Source organism: Salarchaeum sp. JOR-1 (assembly GCF_007833275.1).
In the GTDB taxonomy this organism is placed as follows: Archaea; Halobacteriota; Halobacteria; order Halobacteriales; family Halobacteriaceae; genus Salarchaeum.
Genome location: NZ_CP042241.1, coordinates 2,248,850 through 2,267,684 on the forward strand (window position 1 = coordinate 2,248,850; position 18,835 = coordinate 2,267,684).

Annotated in this window: 20 protein-coding genes; 9 read left to right on the forward strand and 11 right to left on the reverse strand. The window is 66.1% G+C overall.

Annotation, left to right across the window (positions count from 1 at the left end; all coding sequences use genetic code 11):
* The first annotated feature begins 170 nt into the window (after window positions 1-170).
* Window positions 171-431, forward strand: a complete 261-nt coding sequence (locus FQU85_RS12765; RefSeq protein ID WP_145848522.1) for a helix-turn-helix domain-containing protein — start codon at window positions 171-173, stop codon at window positions 429-431.
* Here the strand turns inward: FQU85_RS12765 and FQU85_RS12770 are convergent.
* The 6 genes from FQU85_RS12770 to FQU85_RS13445 form a co-directional block, all read right to left on the reverse strand.
* Window positions 392-808, reverse strand: coding sequence for a CopG family ribbon-helix-helix protein (locus FQU85_RS12770; RefSeq protein ID WP_145848524.1), 417 nt, complete (start codon window positions 806-808; stop codon window positions 392-394). The genes FQU85_RS12765 and FQU85_RS12770 overlap by 40 nt on opposite strands.
* A gap of 32 nt (window positions 809-840) precedes the next feature.
* Window positions 841-2,265, reverse strand: a complete 1,425-nt coding sequence (gene gcvPB / locus FQU85_RS12775; RefSeq protein WP_145848526.1) for an aminomethyl-transferring glycine dehydrogenase subunit GcvPB — start codon at window positions 2,263-2,265, stop codon at window positions 841-843.
* Window position 2,266: 1 nt separating this feature from the next.
* The gene (gcvPA, locus tag FQU85_RS12780) at window positions 2,267-3,595 is read right to left on the reverse strand and encodes an aminomethyl-transferring glycine dehydrogenase subunit GcvPA (RefSeq protein WP_145848529.1); all 1,329 of its coding nucleotides are present in this window, start codon (window positions 3,593-3,595) and stop codon (window positions 2,267-2,269) included.
* 154 nt (window positions 3,596-3,749) lie between these two features.
* Window positions 3,750-4,127, reverse strand: a complete 378-nt coding sequence (gcvH, locus tag FQU85_RS12785; RefSeq protein ID WP_145848530.1) for a glycine cleavage system protein GcvH — start codon at window positions 4,125-4,127, stop codon at window positions 3,750-3,752.
* Between the two features lie 3 nt (window positions 4,128-4,130).
* A complete protein-coding gene (gene gcvT, locus FQU85_RS12790) occupies window positions 4,131-5,210 on the reverse strand; it encodes a glycine cleavage system aminomethyltransferase GcvT (protein ID WP_145848533.1) in 1,080 nt (359 codons plus the stop codon).
* 42 nt (window positions 5,211-5,252) lie between these two features.
* On the reverse strand, window positions 5,253-5,417 hold the full coding sequence (locus FQU85_RS13445; RefSeq protein ID WP_168219993.1) for a hypothetical protein: 165 nt from the start codon (window positions 5,415-5,417) through the stop codon (window positions 5,253-5,255).
* Window positions 5,418-5,481: 64 nt separating this feature from the next.
* Here FQU85_RS13445 and FQU85_RS12795 point away from each other — a divergent pair, with 64 nt between their 5' ends.
* Window positions 5,482-5,817, forward strand: a complete 336-nt coding sequence (locus FQU85_RS12795; RefSeq protein WP_145848535.1) for a hypothetical protein — start codon at window positions 5,482-5,484, stop codon at window positions 5,815-5,817.
* On the opposite strand, the gene FQU85_RS13450 is transcribed toward FQU85_RS12795, so the two are convergent.
* The gene (locus FQU85_RS13450; RefSeq protein ID WP_168219994.1) at window positions 5,808-5,984 is read right to left on the reverse strand and encodes a hypothetical protein; all 177 of its coding nucleotides are present in this window, start codon (window positions 5,982-5,984) and stop codon (window positions 5,808-5,810) included. The two genes, FQU85_RS12795 and FQU85_RS13450, sit on opposite strands and share 10 nt — an antisense overlap.
* Window positions 5,985-6,041: 57 nt before the next feature.
* Window positions 6,042-7,727, reverse strand: a complete 1,686-nt coding sequence (locus FQU85_RS12800; protein ID WP_145848537.1) for a sodium:proton antiporter — start codon at window positions 7,725-7,727, stop codon at window positions 6,042-6,044.
* An 81-nt stretch (window positions 7,728-7,808) separates the two neighbouring features.
* On the opposite strand from FQU85_RS12800, the gene FQU85_RS12805 reads away from it, so the two are divergent.
* From FQU85_RS12805 to hmgB, 5 genes are all read left to right on the forward strand, one after another.
* A complete protein-coding gene (locus tag FQU85_RS12805; protein ID WP_145848539.1) occupies window positions 7,809-8,249 on the forward strand; it encodes an NYN domain-containing protein in 441 nt (146 codons plus the stop codon).
* Between the two features lie 32 nt (window positions 8,250-8,281).
* Window positions 8,282-9,124 carry a TatD family hydrolase gene (locus FQU85_RS12810; protein ID WP_145848541.1) on the forward strand — a complete coding sequence of 281 codons (843 nt, stop codon included), beginning with the start codon at window positions 8,282-8,284 and terminating at the stop codon, window positions 9,122-9,124.
* Window positions 9,125-9,162: 38 nt separating this feature from the next.
* A complete protein-coding gene (locus tag FQU85_RS12815) occupies window positions 9,163-9,741 on the forward strand; it encodes a DUF2150 family protein (protein WP_145848543.1) in 579 nt (192 codons plus the stop codon).
* Between the two features lie 33 nt (window positions 9,742-9,774).
* Entirely contained in the window at window positions 9,775-11,607 is a 1,833-nt protein-coding gene (locus tag FQU85_RS12820; RefSeq protein WP_145848545.1) for a hypothetical protein, read from the forward strand.
* A 392-nt stretch (window positions 11,608-11,999) separates the two neighbouring features.
* A complete protein-coding gene (gene hmgB / locus FQU85_RS12825; RefSeq protein ID WP_145848548.1) occupies window positions 12,000-13,337 on the forward strand; it encodes a hydroxymethylglutaryl-CoA synthase in 1,338 nt (445 codons plus the stop codon).
* 179 nt (window positions 13,338-13,516) lie between these two features.
* Here hmgB and FQU85_RS12830 read toward each other — a convergent pair whose 3' ends face one another.
* Window positions 13,517-14,224 (reverse strand): helix-turn-helix domain-containing protein, encoded by a 708-nt coding sequence (locus FQU85_RS12830; RefSeq protein ID WP_145848550.1) that lies wholly within the window; start codon window positions 14,222-14,224, stop codon window positions 13,517-13,519.
* A gap of 99 nt (window positions 14,225-14,323) precedes the next feature.
* On the opposite strand from FQU85_RS12830, the gene FQU85_RS12835 reads away from it, so the two are divergent.
* Window positions 14,324-14,809: a GNAT family N-acetyltransferase gene (locus tag FQU85_RS12835; RefSeq protein ID WP_145848552.1), complete on the forward strand. Its 486-nt coding sequence runs from the start codon at window positions 14,324-14,326 to the stop codon at window positions 14,807-14,809.
* Here FQU85_RS12835 and FQU85_RS12840 read toward each other — a convergent pair.
* A complete protein-coding gene (locus tag FQU85_RS12840; protein ID WP_145848554.1) occupies window positions 14,772-15,323 on the reverse strand; it encodes a transporter in 552 nt (183 codons plus the stop codon). The two genes, FQU85_RS12835 and FQU85_RS12840, sit on opposite strands and share 38 nt — an antisense overlap.
* Before the next feature lie 393 nt (window positions 15,324-15,716).
* Here FQU85_RS12840 and FQU85_RS12845 point away from each other — a divergent pair, with 393 nt between their 5' ends.
* A complete protein-coding gene (locus tag FQU85_RS12845) occupies window positions 15,717-17,162 on the forward strand; it encodes a replication factor C large subunit (RefSeq protein ID WP_145848556.1) in 1,446 nt (481 codons plus the stop codon).
* Here FQU85_RS12845 and FQU85_RS12850 read toward each other — a convergent pair.
* Window positions 17,159-18,829 carry a Na+/H+ antiporter NhaC family protein gene (locus tag FQU85_RS12850; protein WP_145848558.1) on the reverse strand — a complete coding sequence of 557 codons (1,671 nt, stop codon included), beginning with the start codon at window positions 18,827-18,829 and terminating at the stop codon, window positions 17,159-17,161. The genes FQU85_RS12845 and FQU85_RS12850 overlap by 4 nt on opposite strands.
* Window positions 18,830-18,835: the final 6 nt, after the last annotated feature.

Genomic DNA, 18,835 nt, shown 5'->3' on the forward strand with positions numbered 1-18,835 from the left:
CGGAGGGCGGCGGTCACCGTCGTCTCCACGGGAGAGCTATCGTTCGGCTACGACCAGCCCACGCACGTCGGCGTTCCACGTCGCGCAGTCAGTGATACCGGCCATCTCTGTCGCGAGGGAAACCCATAGACCCCTGGCGTCCGAGCGGTCGGGTATGGCACAGCAGTCCAGTGGTCGTTTTTGTCGAATCACGTATTGAGTCCCTCCCGCCGAGCGCGAAGCTCGTGTACAAGGTTCTGGAGACCGACTCGCCGTTAACGCAGGCCGATATCAGAGAGCGCAGCCGCCTTTCGAAGCGCACCACGAGGCACGCTATCGGATTGCTCGCGGACGCGGGCCTGGTGGACGAACGCGTGTATCCGCTCGACGCGCGGAAGAAACTGTACGCGCCTCAGAGGCCGGCGAAGCCGTCGACGGGGATGACGGAGTAGTCGACGGTGAGCGTGTCCTGGGTCGCGCGGACGCGTCCGACGAACTCCGATATCTCTTCGAGCGCACCGTCGAGGATGAACAGTTCCATGCAGTAGTGGTCGCCGACGTGGTTGTGGACGTTCGAGGAGACGAGTCCCTCGTACTCGTGGCGCAATCGAATCATGCGTTCCTCGACGGTCGTGCTCTGGTAGTCGAAGAGGACGGTGACGACGCCGAGGAGTTCGCGGTCTTCGAGGCGCTTGTCCTCGAATTCGCCGAGGAGGTTGCGCGTGGCTTCCCGGAACACTTCGCTGCGGCCGGTGTAGCCGTGTGAGTCCGCGAAGTCGTCGATTCGTTCCAGGAGTTCGTCCGGCAGGGAGACGCTGACGACGGCCATATGCTAACTGAGGCGGACGAGATTATTAATCCTTAGTTATCGAGGGCGTGCCAGGAGAGGCGGGGGTCGCGCGCGGCTTCCGTCTGGTCGATCCGGCGCGCGGTCGTCCGTTCCGGCGCGCTCTCGATAGTTTCGGTGTCCTCGTCGGCGACGGCGTTGAACGCGGCGGCGAGCTGGTCGAGCGTGCGCTTTCCCTCCACCTCGGTCGGTTCAGTCATCAGCGCCTCGCTGACGATCTCCGGCCACTTCGTCGTCGGCGGGTGGACGGCGTAGTCGAGCATGCGTTTAGCTACGTCCGCGGCGTCCTGGTCGCCCGCGGACGCGACGAACTCGTGGTGGAACGGCCCGAACGGAACGTCGTAGTCGACCTGTTCGGCGAGGTAGTTCGCGTTCAGCACGGCCTTCGCCGAGGCGTCGCTGAGCCCGTCGTCGCCGAGCCGGGCGATGTACGCGTACGCCTTCACGAGCACGAGCCAGTTCCCGTAGAACCCGTGGACTTTCCCGATGCTGGACGCGGGTTCGAAGAACTCGAAGCCGGAGTCGGTCTCCCTGACCTGGGGGTTCGGGAGGAACGACGCGAGGTCTTCGGTGACGCCGACGGGGCCCGCGCCGGGGCCGCCGCCGCCGTGCGGGGTGGCGAACGTCTTGTGGACGTTGAAGTGCATGATGTCGAAGCCCATGTCGCCGGGACGGGCGCGGCCGAGGAGCGCGTTCAGGTTCGCGCCGTCGTAGTAGAGCAACCCGCCGGCGTCGTGGACGATGTCCGCGATTTCCTCGATGTCGCGCTCGAACAGCCCGAGCGTGTTCGGGTTCGTGAGCATCAACGCGGCGGTGTTCTCGCCGACCGCGGCGTCGAGGGCGTCAAGGTCGACACGGCCGTCGTCAGCGGACGGGAGTTCGACCACGTCGTACCCGCCGAGCGCGGCGGACGCGAAGTTCGTGCCGTGCGCCGAGTCGGGGATGACGATTTCGTCGCGTTGTGCGCCCTCACCCTGGGACTCGTGGTACGCCTTCGCGAGCAGGATGCCGGCGAACTCGCCGGCCGCGCCCGCGGGCGGCTGGAGCGTCACCGCGTCCATCCCGCCGATCTTCTTCAGCTGTTCCTGGAGGCCGTGGAGGAGGCCGAGCGTTCCCTGCACGCTCTCCTCGGAGCGGTCGGGGTGGACGGCCGCCTCGGGGCGGGCCGCGAGGTCTTCGGTGAACTTCGGGTTGTACTTCATGGTGCACGACCCGAGCGGATAGGGGCCGGTGTCCACGCCGTAGTTCTGCTGGCTCAGTCTGACGTAGTGCCGGGCGAGTTCGGGTTCGGAGAGGGCGGGGAGTTCGAGCGAGTCCCGCGTGAGGTCGTCCGGGAGCGAGGACTCGACCTGGACTTCCTCGGTGCTCTTCTCGGAGAGCAGGGGTTCGTACTCGCCGTCGTCTTCCTGACTGAAGCGCGCCTGGTCGTAGCGCTCCATCTCAGGCCACCTCCTCGAACGCCGCGACGAGGTCGGGAATCGCGGGCTCGTTCGCGTCGGTCACGCACACCTGGAGTTCGTGGTCGCCGACGGCGTGCACGGCGAACCCCTCGGCTTCGAGGTCGGCGGCGACGGCGGGCGCGGGCTGGTCGGTGTGCGCGACGAACTCGCGGAAGTGGTGGCCGTCGTTGACGGGCGCGCGGACGCCCCGCACGTCGTCGAGTTCGCCGGCCAGCTCGCGGGGGAGTTCGACCATCTGTTCTGCGAGGTCGACGAGCCCCCCGGGGCCGAGTTGGGCGGCGTGAATCGCGGTGCGGAGCGCGACCCACGCCTGGTTCGTGCAGATGTTGGAGGTCGCGCGCTCGCGGCGGATGTGTTGCTCGCGCGTCTGGAGCGTCAGCGTGTACGCGCGCTTGCCCGCCGCGTCCTCGCTCGCGCCCACGAGGCGGCCGGGGACCTGCCGGAGGAAGTCCTCCCGGCAGGCGAACAGGCCGAGCCCCATGCCGTAGCTCGTGGGCATCCCGAGGACGGCGGCGTCCCCGACGACCACGTCCGCACCCACGTCCGCAGGGCGCTGGAGGAGGCTGAGCGCGACCGGGTCAGAGCCGAGGCAGAACAGAGCGTCGTGGTCGTCCGCGACCGCGCCGATCTCGTTCAGCGACACTTCGATGACGCCCTCGGTGCTGGGGTTCTCGGCGTACACGAACAGGGTGTCGTCGTCCACGGTCTCGCGGAGCGCGTCGAGGTCGACCATGCCGTCCTCCGTGGGGTAGGTCTCGACGGTGAGGTCGTTGCCGGCGACGTAGTTCTCGACGACGCTCACGCGCTCCTCGCGGGTGTTCTCGGGGAGGAGGACGCGCGTGCCGTCCGCCTGCCGGACGCGCTTCGCGAGCAACGCGGCTTCAGCGAGCGCGGTCGCGGCGTCGTACATCGAGCAGTTCGCGATTTCGAGGCCCGTGAGTTCGACGAGGAGGCTCTGGTACTCGAACAGCACCTGCAGGAAGCCCTGCGTGATTTCGGGCTGGTACTGCGTGTACGAGGTGATGAACTCGGAGCGCTGGCTGATGGTGTCCACCAGCGAGGGGACGTAGTGGTCGTAGTGCCCGCGCCCGAGGAACTCCGTCAGGTCGTCGTTGCGCGCGAGCAACGCCCCGATTTCGCGTCGCGTCTCCTGTTCCGTCCGGGCGTCGAGACCGTACTCGTCCGTGAACCGAACCGACTCGGGGATGTCGAAGAGGTCCTCGACGGAGTCAGCGTCGACGGCCGCGAGCATCTCCGCCGTCTCGTCGGGCGTGTGGGGCGCGTACGGGCTCCCTCCCGCGCCGCTCATCGCGTCTCACCACAGTGCGTTCGCATACGTGTCTCATGCGAGCGAGCGGATATCATACTCCCGGTTCCGGAACGCGAACCACTCCGGAATTAATACACGCCCGTGCATTACTCCGTCGCCAGTCAGGCGCAGAGTGGGCACGGACGCCGCAGAATCACTCGATTTGGTCGCGGTACTCCTCGGCGGTGAGGAGGTCGTCGAGGTCGCTCTCGTCGACGCCGTCGACTTCGAGCATCCAGCCGTCGCCAAAGGGTTCGTCGTTCACGAGTTCGGGCGCGTCTTCGAGGTCCGTGTTCGTGTCCGAAACCTCGCCGGAGACGGGGCTGTAGAGGTCGCTGACGGCCTTGATGGACTCCACGATGCCGAACTGGTCGTCCTGTTCGAGGTCGTCGCCCTCGTCGGGGAGTTCGACGAACACCACGTCGCCGAGTTCGTCCTGCGCGAAGTCGCTGATTCCCACCCGTCCGGTGTCGGGGTCGTACCATTCGTGCGATTCGAGGTAGTACAGGTCGCTGGGTACGTCGAAGCTCATGGTTCAGTCGAGGAAGCGGGGTGTCCTAAGTTCTGCCTTCTTCTCGTCGCCGCGAATCACGACGCCGACCCGGTCGCCGGGCTCGAAGTCGGTGGAGACGTAGCCCAGTCCGATGGGTTCGTCGAGCGTCGGACTCATCGTGCCGCTCGTGAGTTCGCCGATGACGCGGCCGTCGCCGTCGGTCACGTCGTAGCCGTGTCGGGGGACGCCGCGCTCGCGCAGGACGACGCCGCGGAACTTCTCCTCGACGCCTTCCTCCTTCGCGCGTTCGAGCGCGTCCCGTCCGACGAACTCCGTGTCGAGCTTGACCGTCCAGCCGATGCCGGCCTCGTAGGGCGTCCGGGGGTTCGACTCGGCATTGAAGTCCTGCCCGGAGAGCAGGAGGCCCGCCTCCATGCGGAGGGTGTCGCGCGCGCCGAGACCGCAGGGCTGGCAGTCGAACGCGTTCCAGACGGTTTCGGCGTGCTCGTTGTCGTAGACGAGTTCGAAGCCGTCCTCGCCCGTGTACCCCGACCGGGAGACGAGGCAGGAGACCCCGGCGACCTCGGTGCGCGTGGTCTCGAACATCGAGAGGTCGAGCACGGCCCCGGCGCTCGCGTCCGCGACGAGGTCGGGCGCGTTCGGCCCCTGCACGGCGACCATCCCGTACGCCGTGGTGCGGTTCTCGACGGTCGCGTCCAGCCCCCAGTCGTCCCGGTGGGCCGTCCAGCGGTCGGCCATCTGTTCGTCGTGGCCGGCGTTCGGCACGAAGAGGAAGCCGTCGCGGTCGGGGCGGTCGTAGACGACGGTGTCGTCGAGGAGGGATCCCTCGGCGGTGACGATGCTGGAGTAGTGGGCGTCGCCGGGGTCGAGCGCGCTCACGTCGTTCGTGGTGAGGCGCTGCATCAACTGTTCGGCGTCCGGGCCGGAGACTTCGATTTGGCCCATGTGAGAGACGTCGAAGACGCCGGCGTCCTCGCGGACGGCCGTGTGTTCCTCGCGGATGGAGTCGAACTCGACGGGCATCTCCCAGCCGCCGAAGTCGGTGAACGTCGCGCCGGCGGCGTCGTGGACGTCGCGGAGCGGTGGAGTCCGCAGTGACATACCCGTGTCGTCTCGCGCGGGGGTGAAAACTACGCGGGTTCGTTACGCTGGTTCGATGACGATCTTCTCCCCGACCTTCTTGAACACGACCTGGTCGCCGACCTCGACGTTCTCGCCCTGTGCGTCGAACTCTTCTCTGACGGCTTTGATGAGGCTCATCCGCCAGCGATCCGTCACTTTCGTCGTTCCGAGAATCCGCTCGTCCATACCACGGATAGACCGGGCGGCAGCCTTATGGCCTTGTAGCTATTTAGACGAAATAGTCACACAGGTGTCCGGGAACGTTCACTTCCGCGGCGGTGAAGAAGCGGCCGACGAGACGCGTGTCGTCGTCCTCAGGCCGGGTTCGACAGTCGTCCGCGACGGCGCGACCGTGGACGCGACCGTCCGCGTCGACATCGAGACCGGAACCGAGCGCACGAGCGTCTATCGGGGAACGAGCCTCGCCGACGCGACGGACGCGGCGGTCGAGGCGCTCGACGACCTCGACGCGCTCGGCGACGGCGGACTGGTCACCGTTCGGCGGCGCGAGTACTTCAGGCAGTACTGGTCTGCGAACCGGGTAGCGGACGTGACGCGCCGCCTCCGCGCCGCCGCCTACAAGTAATCGCGGAGCGCATCGAGGGGGTCGCCGTCGACCGCGAGGCTGTCGCAGCGGCGACACTGGAGGGAGACCGACACCGCGGGTCGGCCGTCGGCGGTGGCGTCTATCGGGAGCGTGTGCGAGAGCGTGAGCGAGAACGCGGTGGTGTTGTCGCAGTTCGTGCAGTGCATGGTGCGCCAGCGGGTGTGTTCCGGGGCTGGCATCCCGCGCTGGGTCGGCTTCCGCCTTCAATCCTCGCCCCGGTCGGGGACGTCGAGGCCGAGGTCGTCCGCGCGTTCGCGCCAGAACTCCTCGAACCCCTCCTCGTCGCTGCCGACGGTGGTTTCGCCGTCGCGGACGCGGTTGAGTTTGAGGTTCACCTCTTCGAGGAGCTGTTCGCCCACGTCGTCGCTCACGATGCCCTCGCGCATCACGTCCATCACGGCGGATTTCTCCTGTTTGAGGATGCGGCGTTCGCCCGTGAGCTGTTGTTCACGCCGGATTTCGGGGTTGGTCTGGAGGAGTTCGTCGATGGCGTCTTCGAGCGCGGCTTCCTCGGCCTCGTACTCGTCGGAGAAGTCGCGGTAGACGGACGCGGGGAGTTCGCCGCGGCGGCGGAGGGACTCGGCGGCGTCGAGCGCGTCCTCGACGGCTCGCTTGCGTCCGGTGAGGAGCTCGTAGAGCCGCTGGGCGTCCGTTCGGGTGACGACGCCGAGGCGGTCGAGCACGCGCCCCATCGTGAGCCCCTGGACGACGAGGCTGAAAGCGGCGACGCCGAACACGAGCGCGCGGAGTTCCTCGCGGTAGGGCGTGCCGGCGGGGAGCCCGAGGACGAGCGCGACGGGGATGGACGCGTGGAGGCCGCCCCAGACGAGCACGTGCTGGTAGGCGAACGGGATGTCGCGGTCGACGAGGCGGTTGAGCGCGGCGCAGATGGGGTAGACGGCGAGTGCGCGCGCGAGCAGGACGAGCGGGATGGCGAGCGCGATGAGCGCGGCGTGTTCGACGAGCACGTCGATGGGGGTCGTGATGCCGATCATGAGGAAGATGAAGGTGTTCGCGAGGAACGCACCCGTCTCCAGAGTGTTGAACACCGTTATCTTCGTCTGGGGACTCATCGCGTTCTCGGCGGCGCGGTCGCCGACGAAGAGACCGGCGACGACGACGGCGATGACGCCGGAGACGCCGAGGTAGTGTTCGGCGACGAGGAAGCTCCCGTACGCGAGGACGATTGCGAGCACGGTCTCGGTCATGTGCTCGTCGAGGTTGTACATCACGCGGTAGACGGCGTAGCCCGCGACGAGGCCGACGACGAGGCCGCCGCCGCTCACGACGAGGATTTCGAGCGCGACCGACCCGAGGCGGCCGGGCGTGAGGAGGTCGCTCGCGGTGAAGCCCGTCTGCTGGGACTCCTGCACGAGCTCGAGGAGAGTCATGAAGAGGACGACGCCGAGGCCGTCGTTGATGAGGCTCTCGCCCTCGACGAGCACGCTGAGGCGGTCGGGCGCGCCGAGCTCCTTGAAGAGCGCGAGCACGCTCACGGGATCCGTGGGGAGGATCATCGCCGCGAACAGCAGCGCGACGAGGAGCGGGAAGTCGAAGGCGGTCGTTCCGACGTACCCGAGGACGGCGATGGAGACGACGAGGCCGACGCCCGCGAGCGCGAGAATCGGGAGGAGGTTCTCTCGGAAGCGTTCGAGCTCCGTGTTCACCGCGCCCTCGAAGAGGAGGGGTGGGAGGAGGACGAACAGGATGAGGTCGTGACTGATGGGGATGCCGGGATGCACGCCGAGGACGGACGCGGCGAGACCCGCGAGCAGGAGCGCGATGGTGTACGGGAACCGTCCGACCTTCGCGACGAACACGCCGACCGCGGCGGCGATGATGAAGATGCCGACGAGGTCGAGCAACTGGGCTTCGATTCCGGTCGCCATTACCAGGGGATTCGCCCGGCCGGGTGTAGTGTCTTGGGGCGGATCGGAACCGTTAGGCGGAGTCGGCTCCCTCCCCGTGGTATGGGACTGCGCGACCTCGTTGACGGCGGGCGGCGGGTGGGCCTGTTCGTGGACGGGCCGAACGTGTTGCGCGAGGAGTTCGACGTGGACTTAGACGACGTGCGGGAGGCCGCCGCGGACGCGGGGACGCTCGCGGTCACTCGTCTCTACCTCGACCAGCACGCGACGCCGGGATTGATTCAGGCGGGCGAGGCACGGGGGTACGACGTGCGGGTGACGAGCGGGGACGTGGACGTGAAGCTCGCGGTGGACGCGACCGAGCTCGCGGTGACGGGCGATATCGACGTGCTCGCAATCGCGTCCCGCGACATCGACTTCAAGCCCGTGCTCGAGAAAGCGGCGCGCGGGGGCGTGGACACGCTCGCGGTCACGCCGGGCGAACACGGAAGTTCGGACGCGCTGCGGAACGCGGCGACGGACGCGGTACTGCTCGAAGAGTAGGTTCTTCAGGCGGCCGCCCGCTATCCGTGAGTATGCGCGACCTCGGCACGCCGGTTCTCGACGACCACATGCACCTCGACCCCGAGCACGCGCGGGGCATCGAGGCGGTGACGGACTTCGCGCGGAGCGGCGGCACCCACTTGCTCGTGGTGAACAAGCCCTCGTGGCACCTCGGCCCCCTCCCTGAGTCGCGGGAGGACTTCGAGCACGTGTTCGAGACGACCATCGAAATCGTGGAGCGGGCGACCGAAGAACTCCGGGGGCGGGCGTGGCCCGTGCTCGGCGTCCACCCCGGTCTGGTGTCGCAGTTGGTCGAGGACGGCCACAGTCCCGCGGACGCGGGCGACCTGATGCGGGCGGGACTGGAGGTTGCCGCGGAGTACGCCGCGTCGAGCGACGCGGTGGCGTTGAAGTCGGGGCGGCCGCACTACGACGTGTCCGAGGACGTGTGGGCGGCGTCGAACGACGTGATGCGGCACGCGTTCGCGCTCGCGGCCGACCGCGACCTCGCGGTGCAACTCCACACCGAGGCGACCGAAGACCTGACCGCGGTCGGGGAGTGGGCGGAAGCGGAGGGATTGGGGGCAGAGCGCGTGGTGAAGCACTACGCGGCGGGCGAACTCGCGGGCGTGACGCCGAGCGTGATGAGCGAGAAGGATCGACTGGAGCGCGCCGCAGAGCGCGGCGCGCCGTTCCTGATGGAGACTGATTTCGTGGACGACCCCGAGCGCCCGGGGATGGTGATGGGGCCGAAGACCGTTCCCCGTCGGGTGAACTGGCTACTCGAACACGGGTTCGAGGACGCCGTCAGGAACGCGCACGTGGAGACGCCGCGAGCGGTCTACGGTATCGACACCCAGGCCTCCCTGGCCTAAAAGAAAGGACTTTCACCCGGGCGGCCGGCGTTCTGGGTATGAGTGAGAACGAAGAAGAGTACTACGCGGACGAACGCTGGCAGAACTGGCTCGACCGGCTTCGGGACGAAGACCTCGACCCCGAGGAAGAGGACTCCGCCCGCCTCCTCCTGAACCTCCAGGACGACGTGGCCATCGCCGTCGCGAAAATCGTCACCGACCACCAGGACGGCGACCTGGACGCGGAGGAGACGCTGGACGAACTCGCGAAGATTCGGGAGACCGTGCTCGCGGAACCCGACATCGCGGACGAGGACACGCTGATGCTCGTGGACGGCGTGCAGACGAGCCTCGTCGCCGTGTTCTACTCCGCCGAGCAGTACGTCGCGGACGGCGTCGCGGACGAAGCGAGCGTCGAGGAGTACGTGCAGGCCGCCGCGGGCGCGGAGGACGAAGAGGACTTCGACCGCGCGCTCGGCCTCGCCGCCTGCGCCGGCACCCGCATCATCGACGGCGACGACCTCCCGATGGAGCTCGCGGACGACCTCGAATACGGACTGGTCGTCGAGTGGGTGAACGGCCTGGACAGCCTCCAGAGCGCGCTCGCACAGCCCGAAGTCGTCGAAGAAGACGAGTAAGGATTTATCCCGCTCGGACGGAAAGCAGAGGTAATGCGACTCCCGGAGGACGAGCGCGGGGTGACCGTGCAGATCGGCGCCATCCTGCTGTTCGCCATCCTCGTCATCTTCCTCTCCACTTACCAGGCGTACGTCGTCCCCCAGGAGAACAAGGCCATAGAGTTCCAGCACAGTCAGGCCGTCCAGTCCGACCTCGTGACGGTCCGGAACTCCATTCTCAGCGCCGCGGGCTCCGGTGCGGGCCGGCCAGAATCGGTGAAGCTCGGCACACGGTATCCCGTGCGAGCGTTCTTCGTGAACCCGCCACCAGCGACGGGGACGCTCAAGACTAACAAGAGCGGCACCGTCACCATCGCGAACGCGACGTATGCGGGTAGCAACCCCGAAACGAAGGATTTCTTCGAAGAAGACAACGTTCTTAACTACACGACGAAGTCGCTCGTGTACGAGCCACAGTATAACCTCTACAATACCGCGCCGTCTTCCGTCCTTGAGTACGGCTTGCTCTACAACGACTTCGGGTCTGTCGAGACCGTGCCGGCGATAACGGATCAGAAACTCGTTACCAACCAATCCGGCAATCCGACGATTACGCTGGTCACGCTGAACGGCACGTACTTCCAGAACGGCGTCGGCGCGACCGCGATCGACCCTGAAGTCCTAAGCGGCCCGTACGACAGCGAGCAAACGATCGAGTTGACGGGGAACGACCGCGCTCCGATTACGATCACGTTCCCGTCGCGGATGTCGGCAGGCCGCTGGGAGAACAGCACGTCACTCGACCCCCCGAACAATCCGCACGTCAAGGACGTGGAGCGGGCTAACGGTCGCGTACAGGTGACGTTGAACGCGACGTACAATTACACGTTCCGGGCGGCTCGCGTCGGCGTCGGCTCGAAGACGGAATCTCCGGATCCGGCGTACATCACCACGGACGCCGAGACGGCGACAGTGGGAGAAACGGTGACGTTCGAGGTGCGGGATAAGTACCAGAATCTGGTGAAGAAGAACGTCTCTGTAACGATGGATCCACCGAGCATCGTCGGAGAGGATGTGAAGTGGACTGGGGGAGATGGCCGGGTCAGTTTCGAGTTCACGGGTACTGCTCAAAACGCCACCGCGCGCATCACGAACAATCCAGCGCCTGCCGAATACGTCGATTTCGATGTGAAACCGGCGAGAGAGGAACCTAACGGTGGCGTTGGGAATGACACGTCTCCCTATACGGTAGCGTGGAACACCTCCTGGATTGTTAATAACAATAACGGAATCCAGTATAGTAGCAGTAACAATACATTAGTTATCGATCCCGATACGGCACCGGATCCGATTTCGGTGACCGCGAACGTCACACAGAATGACGATTCTCTCGCCGGCGTCTTCGTCGACTACGCGTCGAACTCCACTGGAATCGTCACAGGGTTCTCCCCGTCCGAGGCCACGACGGATGAGACTGGGCAGGCGATCGTCGACATGGGATGGAACAGTGGGAGCGGGGCTACAACGATCTATGCGACCGCTGGGGGAAGCGATAACCTGACGGTGAAGACCGTCAGTCCTGGAGCGATTAAGTCACCTCCCTCTATCGATTCGGTGTCGGTAACGGCGACCGGGGGAAGTGGGAAGATTACAGTCTCAGCGGGTCTGAGTGACCCAGACGGTGATCTGAAAAATGCTACGATCACCGTCGTTAACGTCAATACTGGAAACGAAGTATACACCACCGGAATTCCCAGTGTCAGTGGCGGAAGTGACTCGTTCACACGCGAAATCAGGATAGACAAAAAGCAAGAGTACAACGTGACAATCACGGTTTATGATCAAGCAGGTGCTAGCGTCAGTGAATCCCGGACTGTCAGCACATGAGGAGGAGGAGCGCCGCAAGCACATCGAAGCGCTGAACGACCCATCGACGGATAGTGACCTCGGTAATAACATCTCGTTCGACAGCGTGAACGGGTTCGCAAATGGAGAGTACCAGATCGGAACATCGCCGAAGAACCTCGCAGAATCTGCAACGATCGGGAACAACGACGAAACGGACGTTAACTTCAGATCATTCCAGACCGGGAACGGTAACGAGGTCAACATAGATGATGTGTCGGCGCTAGAAAGCGGAGAGCGTGCAGAGATAAAGGCCACATTCTACACGAGCAATGGGGGAGCCACTCGTGCTATACTTCAACACCACCTAAGTTTCGACGTTCGTCGAACGTCCTATCGACAAACCCATATAGCTAGTGTCTGTAGACGCGAGTATGACAGCAGTCGGTATCGACGCGGTCGAAATCTGGACGGGGAAACTGAAGCTCGACCTGCCGGAGACGTTCGCGCCGCAGAAGGGCGACGACCCGGAGAAGTACACGAAGGGACTCGGGCTGCGGGCGTCGAGTTTCCCGGACGCGTACGAGGACATCGTGACGATGGCGTCGAACGCGGCGTACAAGCTGATGGAGCGGAAGGGCCTCGAACCCGACGACATCGGGCGTATCGACGTGGCGACGGAGTCCGCGTTCGACAACTCGAAGCCGGTTTCGACGTACGTCGCTGGCTGCCTCGAAGAGGTGTACGACGAGGACTTCCATCACGCGAACAAGGGCGAGCGGAAGTTCGCGTGTATTTCGGGGACGCAGTCGGTCGACGACGCGTACAACTGGATCAAGGCGGGCCGGAATCGGGGTCGTGGCGCGCTGGTCGTCGCGACGGACACGGCGCTGTACGCGCGCGGCGACGCGGGTGAGGCGACGCAGGGCGCGGGCGCGGTGGCGATGTACATCACGGAAGACCCGAGCCTCGTCGAACTCAGTCACGCGCAAGGCTACGGGTCGGCGGACGAGACGGACTTCCTCAAGCCGAACCAGCAGTTCCCGAGCGTGGACGGAAAGCGCTCGGTGCAGGTGTATCTCGCGCGGATGCGCGAAGCCCTCGAAGACTACGAGTCCGTCGCGGGCGACGTGGAGCTGGAGAACTTCGAGTACGCGCCGTTCCACACGCCGTTCCCGGGGATGGTGCGGAAAGCCGCGCTGCTCGCGTACCGCCACGTCGTCCGGGACACGGAGCACGAGGACTCGCTCGCGGACGAGATCGGCCGCCAGCCGCGTCCCGGCGAGTTCGAGGACGAGGAATCCTACCAGGAGGCGATTCGGGAGTACATGGACGCGCTCGGGGACACCGAGCAGTACCAGGACTGGTATGGCGAGGTCATCGACCCGACGCTCTCCATCAGCCGCGAAGTCGGGAACTGGTACACCGGATCCGTGCACATCGCGCGGATGAGCGCGCTCCTCGAAGCCGCCGAGGACGGCACGGAGATGGCGGGCGAAACCCTCCTCGTGGGCTCGTACGGTTCGGGCGCGCAGGCCGAGATTCACGCCGAGACCGTGGCCGACGACTGGAAGGACGAGATCGAGGCGTGCGACATCTACGACCAGATAGACGACCGCTACGACATCTCCTTCGGCGAGTACGAGCAGGTGCACGACCGCCACAACCACGAGAAGCGCGTGGAACTGGAGCCGTTCACGCAGCCCGAGGGCGAGTTCGTGTTCGACGGCTGGGGGCCGATGAACGAGCGGAAGTACACGTTCGTCGAGTAGCTCAGCGTTCTGTTTTCCACCGTACGCCCGAGCGCGCGAGCGCTACACTCACGCAATCGGTCGGCGAGAGTTCATCGGGAAAGCCGACGCCAGCGAGCAGTGTGACGTGACGAGTGCGTCGCGGGCGCGAGCGAAATCCGCCGACAGCGCCCGTGACCGAACGGTGTCGGCGTGCAAGCCTACGGGAACTCGCGGAGTTCGTCCAGCATGTCTTCCGTGTCCTGGTTCGTGATGGCGAGCGAGAATCCGTCGCGCTGTGCGAGCGCGGATGCGTGCTCCCAGAGGTCGTCTTCGTCGATACCGTGGAGGAGCACGGCGTTCGGCGTGGGGTTGACGACGCGGAGCGCGACCAAGGGAGATTCGCCCCGAGAGACCTGTGTGAACACGAGCACGCGGTTCGTGCTCTGGCCGTAAAGCCGGTAGAAGTCCTCGGCAGAGAGCCGCGTGATGGCCTCGATGCTGTTGATGACGGTGTGGCCGCTCACGCGGTCGCGGTCGCCGGCAGCGACTTCCGTCGCACCGACGGCGTCGTAGAGGTCGGCGAGCGGGACGGTGGTCGCGTACTCGCGGAGGTCGAGCACCACGTCGCTCTCGAACCCCGCGGAGAGCACGCGGCCGTACTGGCGGATGCGGTCGCCGCCCCGGGCTTCGTCGATGTCGAGGAGGCCCGCGACAAGACGGCTGACGAGGCCGATGCCGGGCGAGTCGCGGCGGCCGCTCTCGTAGTCCGAGATGACGGACGAAGAGATGTCGAGTTCGTCGGCGAGCGCGGTCTGGGAGACGCCGAAGTCCGTCCGCCACTTCCGGAGGGTTGCGCCGGGGTCGTCGCTCAGCGTGACTTCGCCGGCGATGCGTTCTGCGAGGTGCGCGCGAGCGTCCCTGTCCATACCGTCCTGTTCGTCCGACAGCGAAAAAGCGTATCGACGGGCGACGAATCCGGGGTTCGAGAGCGCCAGCGCTAACTCCACCGACGGGAGACGAGTCGTATGGTCACGGTACGCGAGTACGACGACGACACGGAGGAACTCTGGCGGTTGAAGCGCGCGTTCGAGACCGGACTCGGCGAGGGAACCGGTGGCGACGCGAAGGAGGCGGCGTACGAGGCGAAACTCACCGACGGGTACCGCGCGGAGTACCTGTCCTGGGTCGCGGACTGCGTCGCGGAGAACCCGCGCTGTGTGCAGGTCGCGGTCGAGGACGGTGGGCTCGTCGGGTACGTGTTCGTGCTCCCCGAGTCGCTCGCCTACATCTGGGATTCGGCCGTGCTGAACGAGGTATTCGTCGCTGAACCCTATCGAGGAACGGGCGTTGCGGACGACCTGATGGAGGCCGCGCTGGACGCCGCGCGCGACATGGATCTTCCGCTCGACCGGATAGTGCTGGACGTGGATTCGGCGAACGAGCGCGCGCGGGAGTTCTACGACCGGTACGGGTTCAGTTCCTGGGGAGAGCTGGTTGCGCGCGACCTCTGAGCCAGCTGGCGAGTGCGCCGCCGGCCGTCGCGAACACGAGCGGATAGAGCGCGCCCGCGGCAACGGCGAGCGCGGGGTCGGGGCGGACGGTGAGGTCGCCGCGCGTGACGGTGAACGCGAAGGCGCCGAGGACGACCAGCGGGAGGAAGCCGAGCGCGACCGTGACGCCGGCGCGCGCACCCGCAGTCGGCGTTCGTGCCGTCCCGGAGCGTGCGACACCGGCGCCCGCGAGCGCGAGCAGGACGCCCGGAACGAGGTGGACGAGGGGGTTGGCGTCGGCGAGGAGGTTCTGCGTGGTGTTCCAGTAGGCGAGCGGGACGTACATCGCGCTGTAGGCGAGCCAGCCGACCGCCGTCCACGTCGGTACCGCGTCCTGGCCGAACACGCCGAGGACGAAGTTCAGCACCGCGAGTTCGTCCTCAATATCGCCGCTCGCCGTCGCGTACGCGAACGCGTACCCGATGGTGTACGTCAGCGCGCCGGCGACGACGCCGCGGATGGAGAGTCGAGTCACACTCGAGACTGGGCGGGAGCGACCGTAGCCGTTACGACCGATACACTCTTTTTCGCGATAGGAAATTGGGGTCGGTGGTGTGTTCGCAACCACTAAAGCATCCTGTCGATGCGCGTGTAATGAATCTTGTACTTGCACAATTCTTTTTTAACTCATCAATTGCACCAGTCAATTCTGACGCATCGAATTGAACAGAATCGTTTGAACTATCTGAAGAGTGTCTTTCTTGGTCTACTGATTTTCGGATAAGGTCAGAGACTGAATCATATTCGTGAGAGGTTCCCACATAGTCGTTCCAGCGGTCTTTTGGCGCATCGTCTACTACTAGCTGAGTATATGCTATTTACAGAGAGACAGACGAGCGAACAATCAGTAAGTCGTGGTGATTGTTGAATGGATTGGACGGAGAAGTACCGCCCGTCGTCGCTCTCGGAGGTTCGGGGCAACGACAAGGCCCGGGACGCCCTGAAGGAGTGGGCGGAGACGTGGGACGACCACCGGGAGGCGGTCATCGTCCACGGGTCGCCGGGCGTAGGGAAGACGTCGGCGGCGCACGCGCTCGCCAGCGACATGGGCTGGGACACCATCGAGTTGAACGCGAGCGACAGCCGGACGAAGGACGTCATCGAGCGCGTCGCGGGCGAGGCGGCGAAATCGGGGACGCTCACCGGCGGGTCGGGCGGGCGGAAACTCATCGTGATGGACGAGGCGGACAACATCCACGGGAACGCCGACCGCGGCGGGGCGCGCGCGGTGACACGCCTGGTGAAGGAGGCGAGTCAGCCGATGGTGCTCATCGCGAACGAGTACTACGACATGTCGAACGGCCTCCGGAACGCGTGCCGGGAGATCGAGTTCCGGGACGTCTCCCGGCGCAGCATCGTTCCCGTTCTGCGCGACATCTGTCGGCGGGAGGGCGTGGAGTACGAGGACGCCGCGCTGGACGCGCTCGCGCGGAAGAACGCGGGCGACCTGCGATCCGCGGTGAACGACCTGCAGGCGCTCGCGGAGACCGACGACGTGCTCGAAGCGGAGGACGTGGTGACGGGCGACCGGGACACGACGGAGGGCATCTTCGACTTCCTCGACGACGTCATCAAGAACAAGGGCGCGCAGGAGTCCCTGCAGGCGGCGTACGACGTGGACGAGACGCCGGACGACCTCCTGAACTGGGTGGAGGACAACGTCCCGAAGGATTATTCTGGATCTGAGTTGGCGGACGCCTACGGCTTCCTGTCGAACGCCGACAAGTGGCTGGGGCGGGTGCGCGCGACCCAGAACTACTCGTACTGGCGGTACGCGACCGACAACGTCGCGGCGGGCGTCGCTGCCGCGCGGCAGGGCGACCACGGCGGCTGGACGCGGTACGGTCCGCCGTCGTACTGGTCGAAGCTCGGGAGTTCGCGCGGCACGCGGGAGAAGCGGGATTACGTCGCGCGACACATCGCTGAGTCCGCGGGCGTGAGCATGGGGAGCGCGCGCCGCGAACTGATACCGTTCCTCGCGGCGATGACGCACCACTGCAAGAACCGCGAGCTCACGGTGGCGATGGCCGCCGCCTACGAGATGAGCGAGGAACACGTCGCGTTCGTCACGGGCAGCGGGAAGACCACGAACAAGGTCGAGTCCATCGTCGCTGACGCAGCGGAACTCCGCGAGGAGCGCGCGGTCGAGCACTCGGGCGGCGCGTTCGAGGGGCAAGCCGACCTCGCGGACGCGGACGCCGCGGACGGCGAACCGGACGCGGAAGACGACGTGTTCGTCGAAGAGGAGGAGTCGGCGAACGCCGACGATGAGGGCGCGGACGACGCGCAGTCCGGGCTGGAGGACTTCTTCTAGTACGGTATCACGCGGAAGCCTTCGGGGAGGAGGACGCCGAGAATCAAGAAGAGCACGGCGGCGACCGTCGCCGACGCGATGGCGTACGGAATCTGGGTGCGGACGTGGACGAGGTGGTCGCTGCCGCTCGTGGAGGACGCGAGGACGGTGGTGTCGCTGATGGGGCTGGAGTGGTCGCCGAAGATGCCGCCGGAGAACACCGCGCCGAGGACGAGGGGGAGGTTCGCGCCGGTCGCGAACGCGACGGGAATCGCGATGGGGAACATGATGCCGTACGTCGACCACGAGGAGCCGTCGCTGAAGCTGATGAAGCTCGTGGCGAGGAAGACGAGGACGGGGATGAACGCGGGCGGGATGCCGGCGAACCAGTCGGTGACGAAGCTGCTGATGCCGAGGACGGTGACGCTGTTCTGGATGCTTGACGCGAGCATGAGGATGACGGCGGCGAGGAAGATGCCCTTGAAGCCGGTGAGCAGGGCGTCGGTGCCGTCGTCGTTCGAGGGGATGTCGCCGCGGACGCGGTAGAGGACGAACGCGACGACCATCGCGGTCGTGGCGGCGAGGCCGAGTTGGACGCCGCCGATGTGGAGCGCGAACGTGCCGGCCGCGGTCTCGATGAGCGCGCGGCCCGTCCAGAACATCGCGCCGAGCGCGACGAGAACCATCACGGCGAGCGGAATCGCGAAGTTCGTCCAGCGCGGGGTCGCGCCCTCGTACATGGCGTACTCCTCCATCTCCTCGGAGATCATGGGATCCGCGTCGGGGCCGACGACGCCGTCGCCGGCGCGGGCGCGTTCCTCCTCGGTCTTCATGCCGAAGGCGTTCGGGAGCACCTGCCAGGCGACGAGCGCGGCGACGAGGAGCGCGGTCCACGAGTAGAACCCGAACGCGATGCTGTTGAAGAAGAGCGGCCAGAGGGCGTCCGTGACGACTTGAACGCCGTCGCCGCTCCGGGTGACGTACGAGGAGAGCGCGTCCGGAAGTTGGCCCTGCTGGGCGGCTTGTTTGACGCCAGCGGCGATGAAGGAGATGAGGGCGGCGCCCCACGTGGAGTAGAACGCGAGGCGGGCGGCGGGACTGCCGGCCGAGTCGACGTAGTACGCGAGTTTCGCCCGCGACACCTGATACTTGTCGGTGAGCGGGCGCATCATCGACCCGACGACGAGGCAGTTGAAGTAGTCGTCAATGTGGATGAGGATGCCGGCGAGGAAGGTCGCCTTCTCGGCGTCCGCGGCGGAGTCGACGCGGGACGCGAGCGCGTCGAGGACGCCCTGGATGGCCCCGGCGCGAATCATCAACCCCATCATGCCGCCGATAGCGAAGATGGCGACGAGGACGTTCTCGACGTACCAGGCGCTGCTGAACAGCGGCGAGGTGGCGACGAGCGTCGGCAGAACCTTCAACCCGAAGAGCGCGCCGAGGGCGTTCCCGGCGTTCACGGGCCCGAGTTCCACGCCGAGAACGCGAACGACGGGGACGAGCTGGGTCGCGACGACGGTTCCGGGCACGCCGACGACTGTCGGTTGGAGCGCGCCGTAGACGACCGCTGCGCTCGCGACGCCGACGAACAGTCCGACGAGCGCGTCCTTCGTGTACCACGCGAGGGAGATCGCGAAGAGCGCCGGGACGAGCGACCACGGACCGGCTGTAATCGATTCGAGCGCCATACGGGC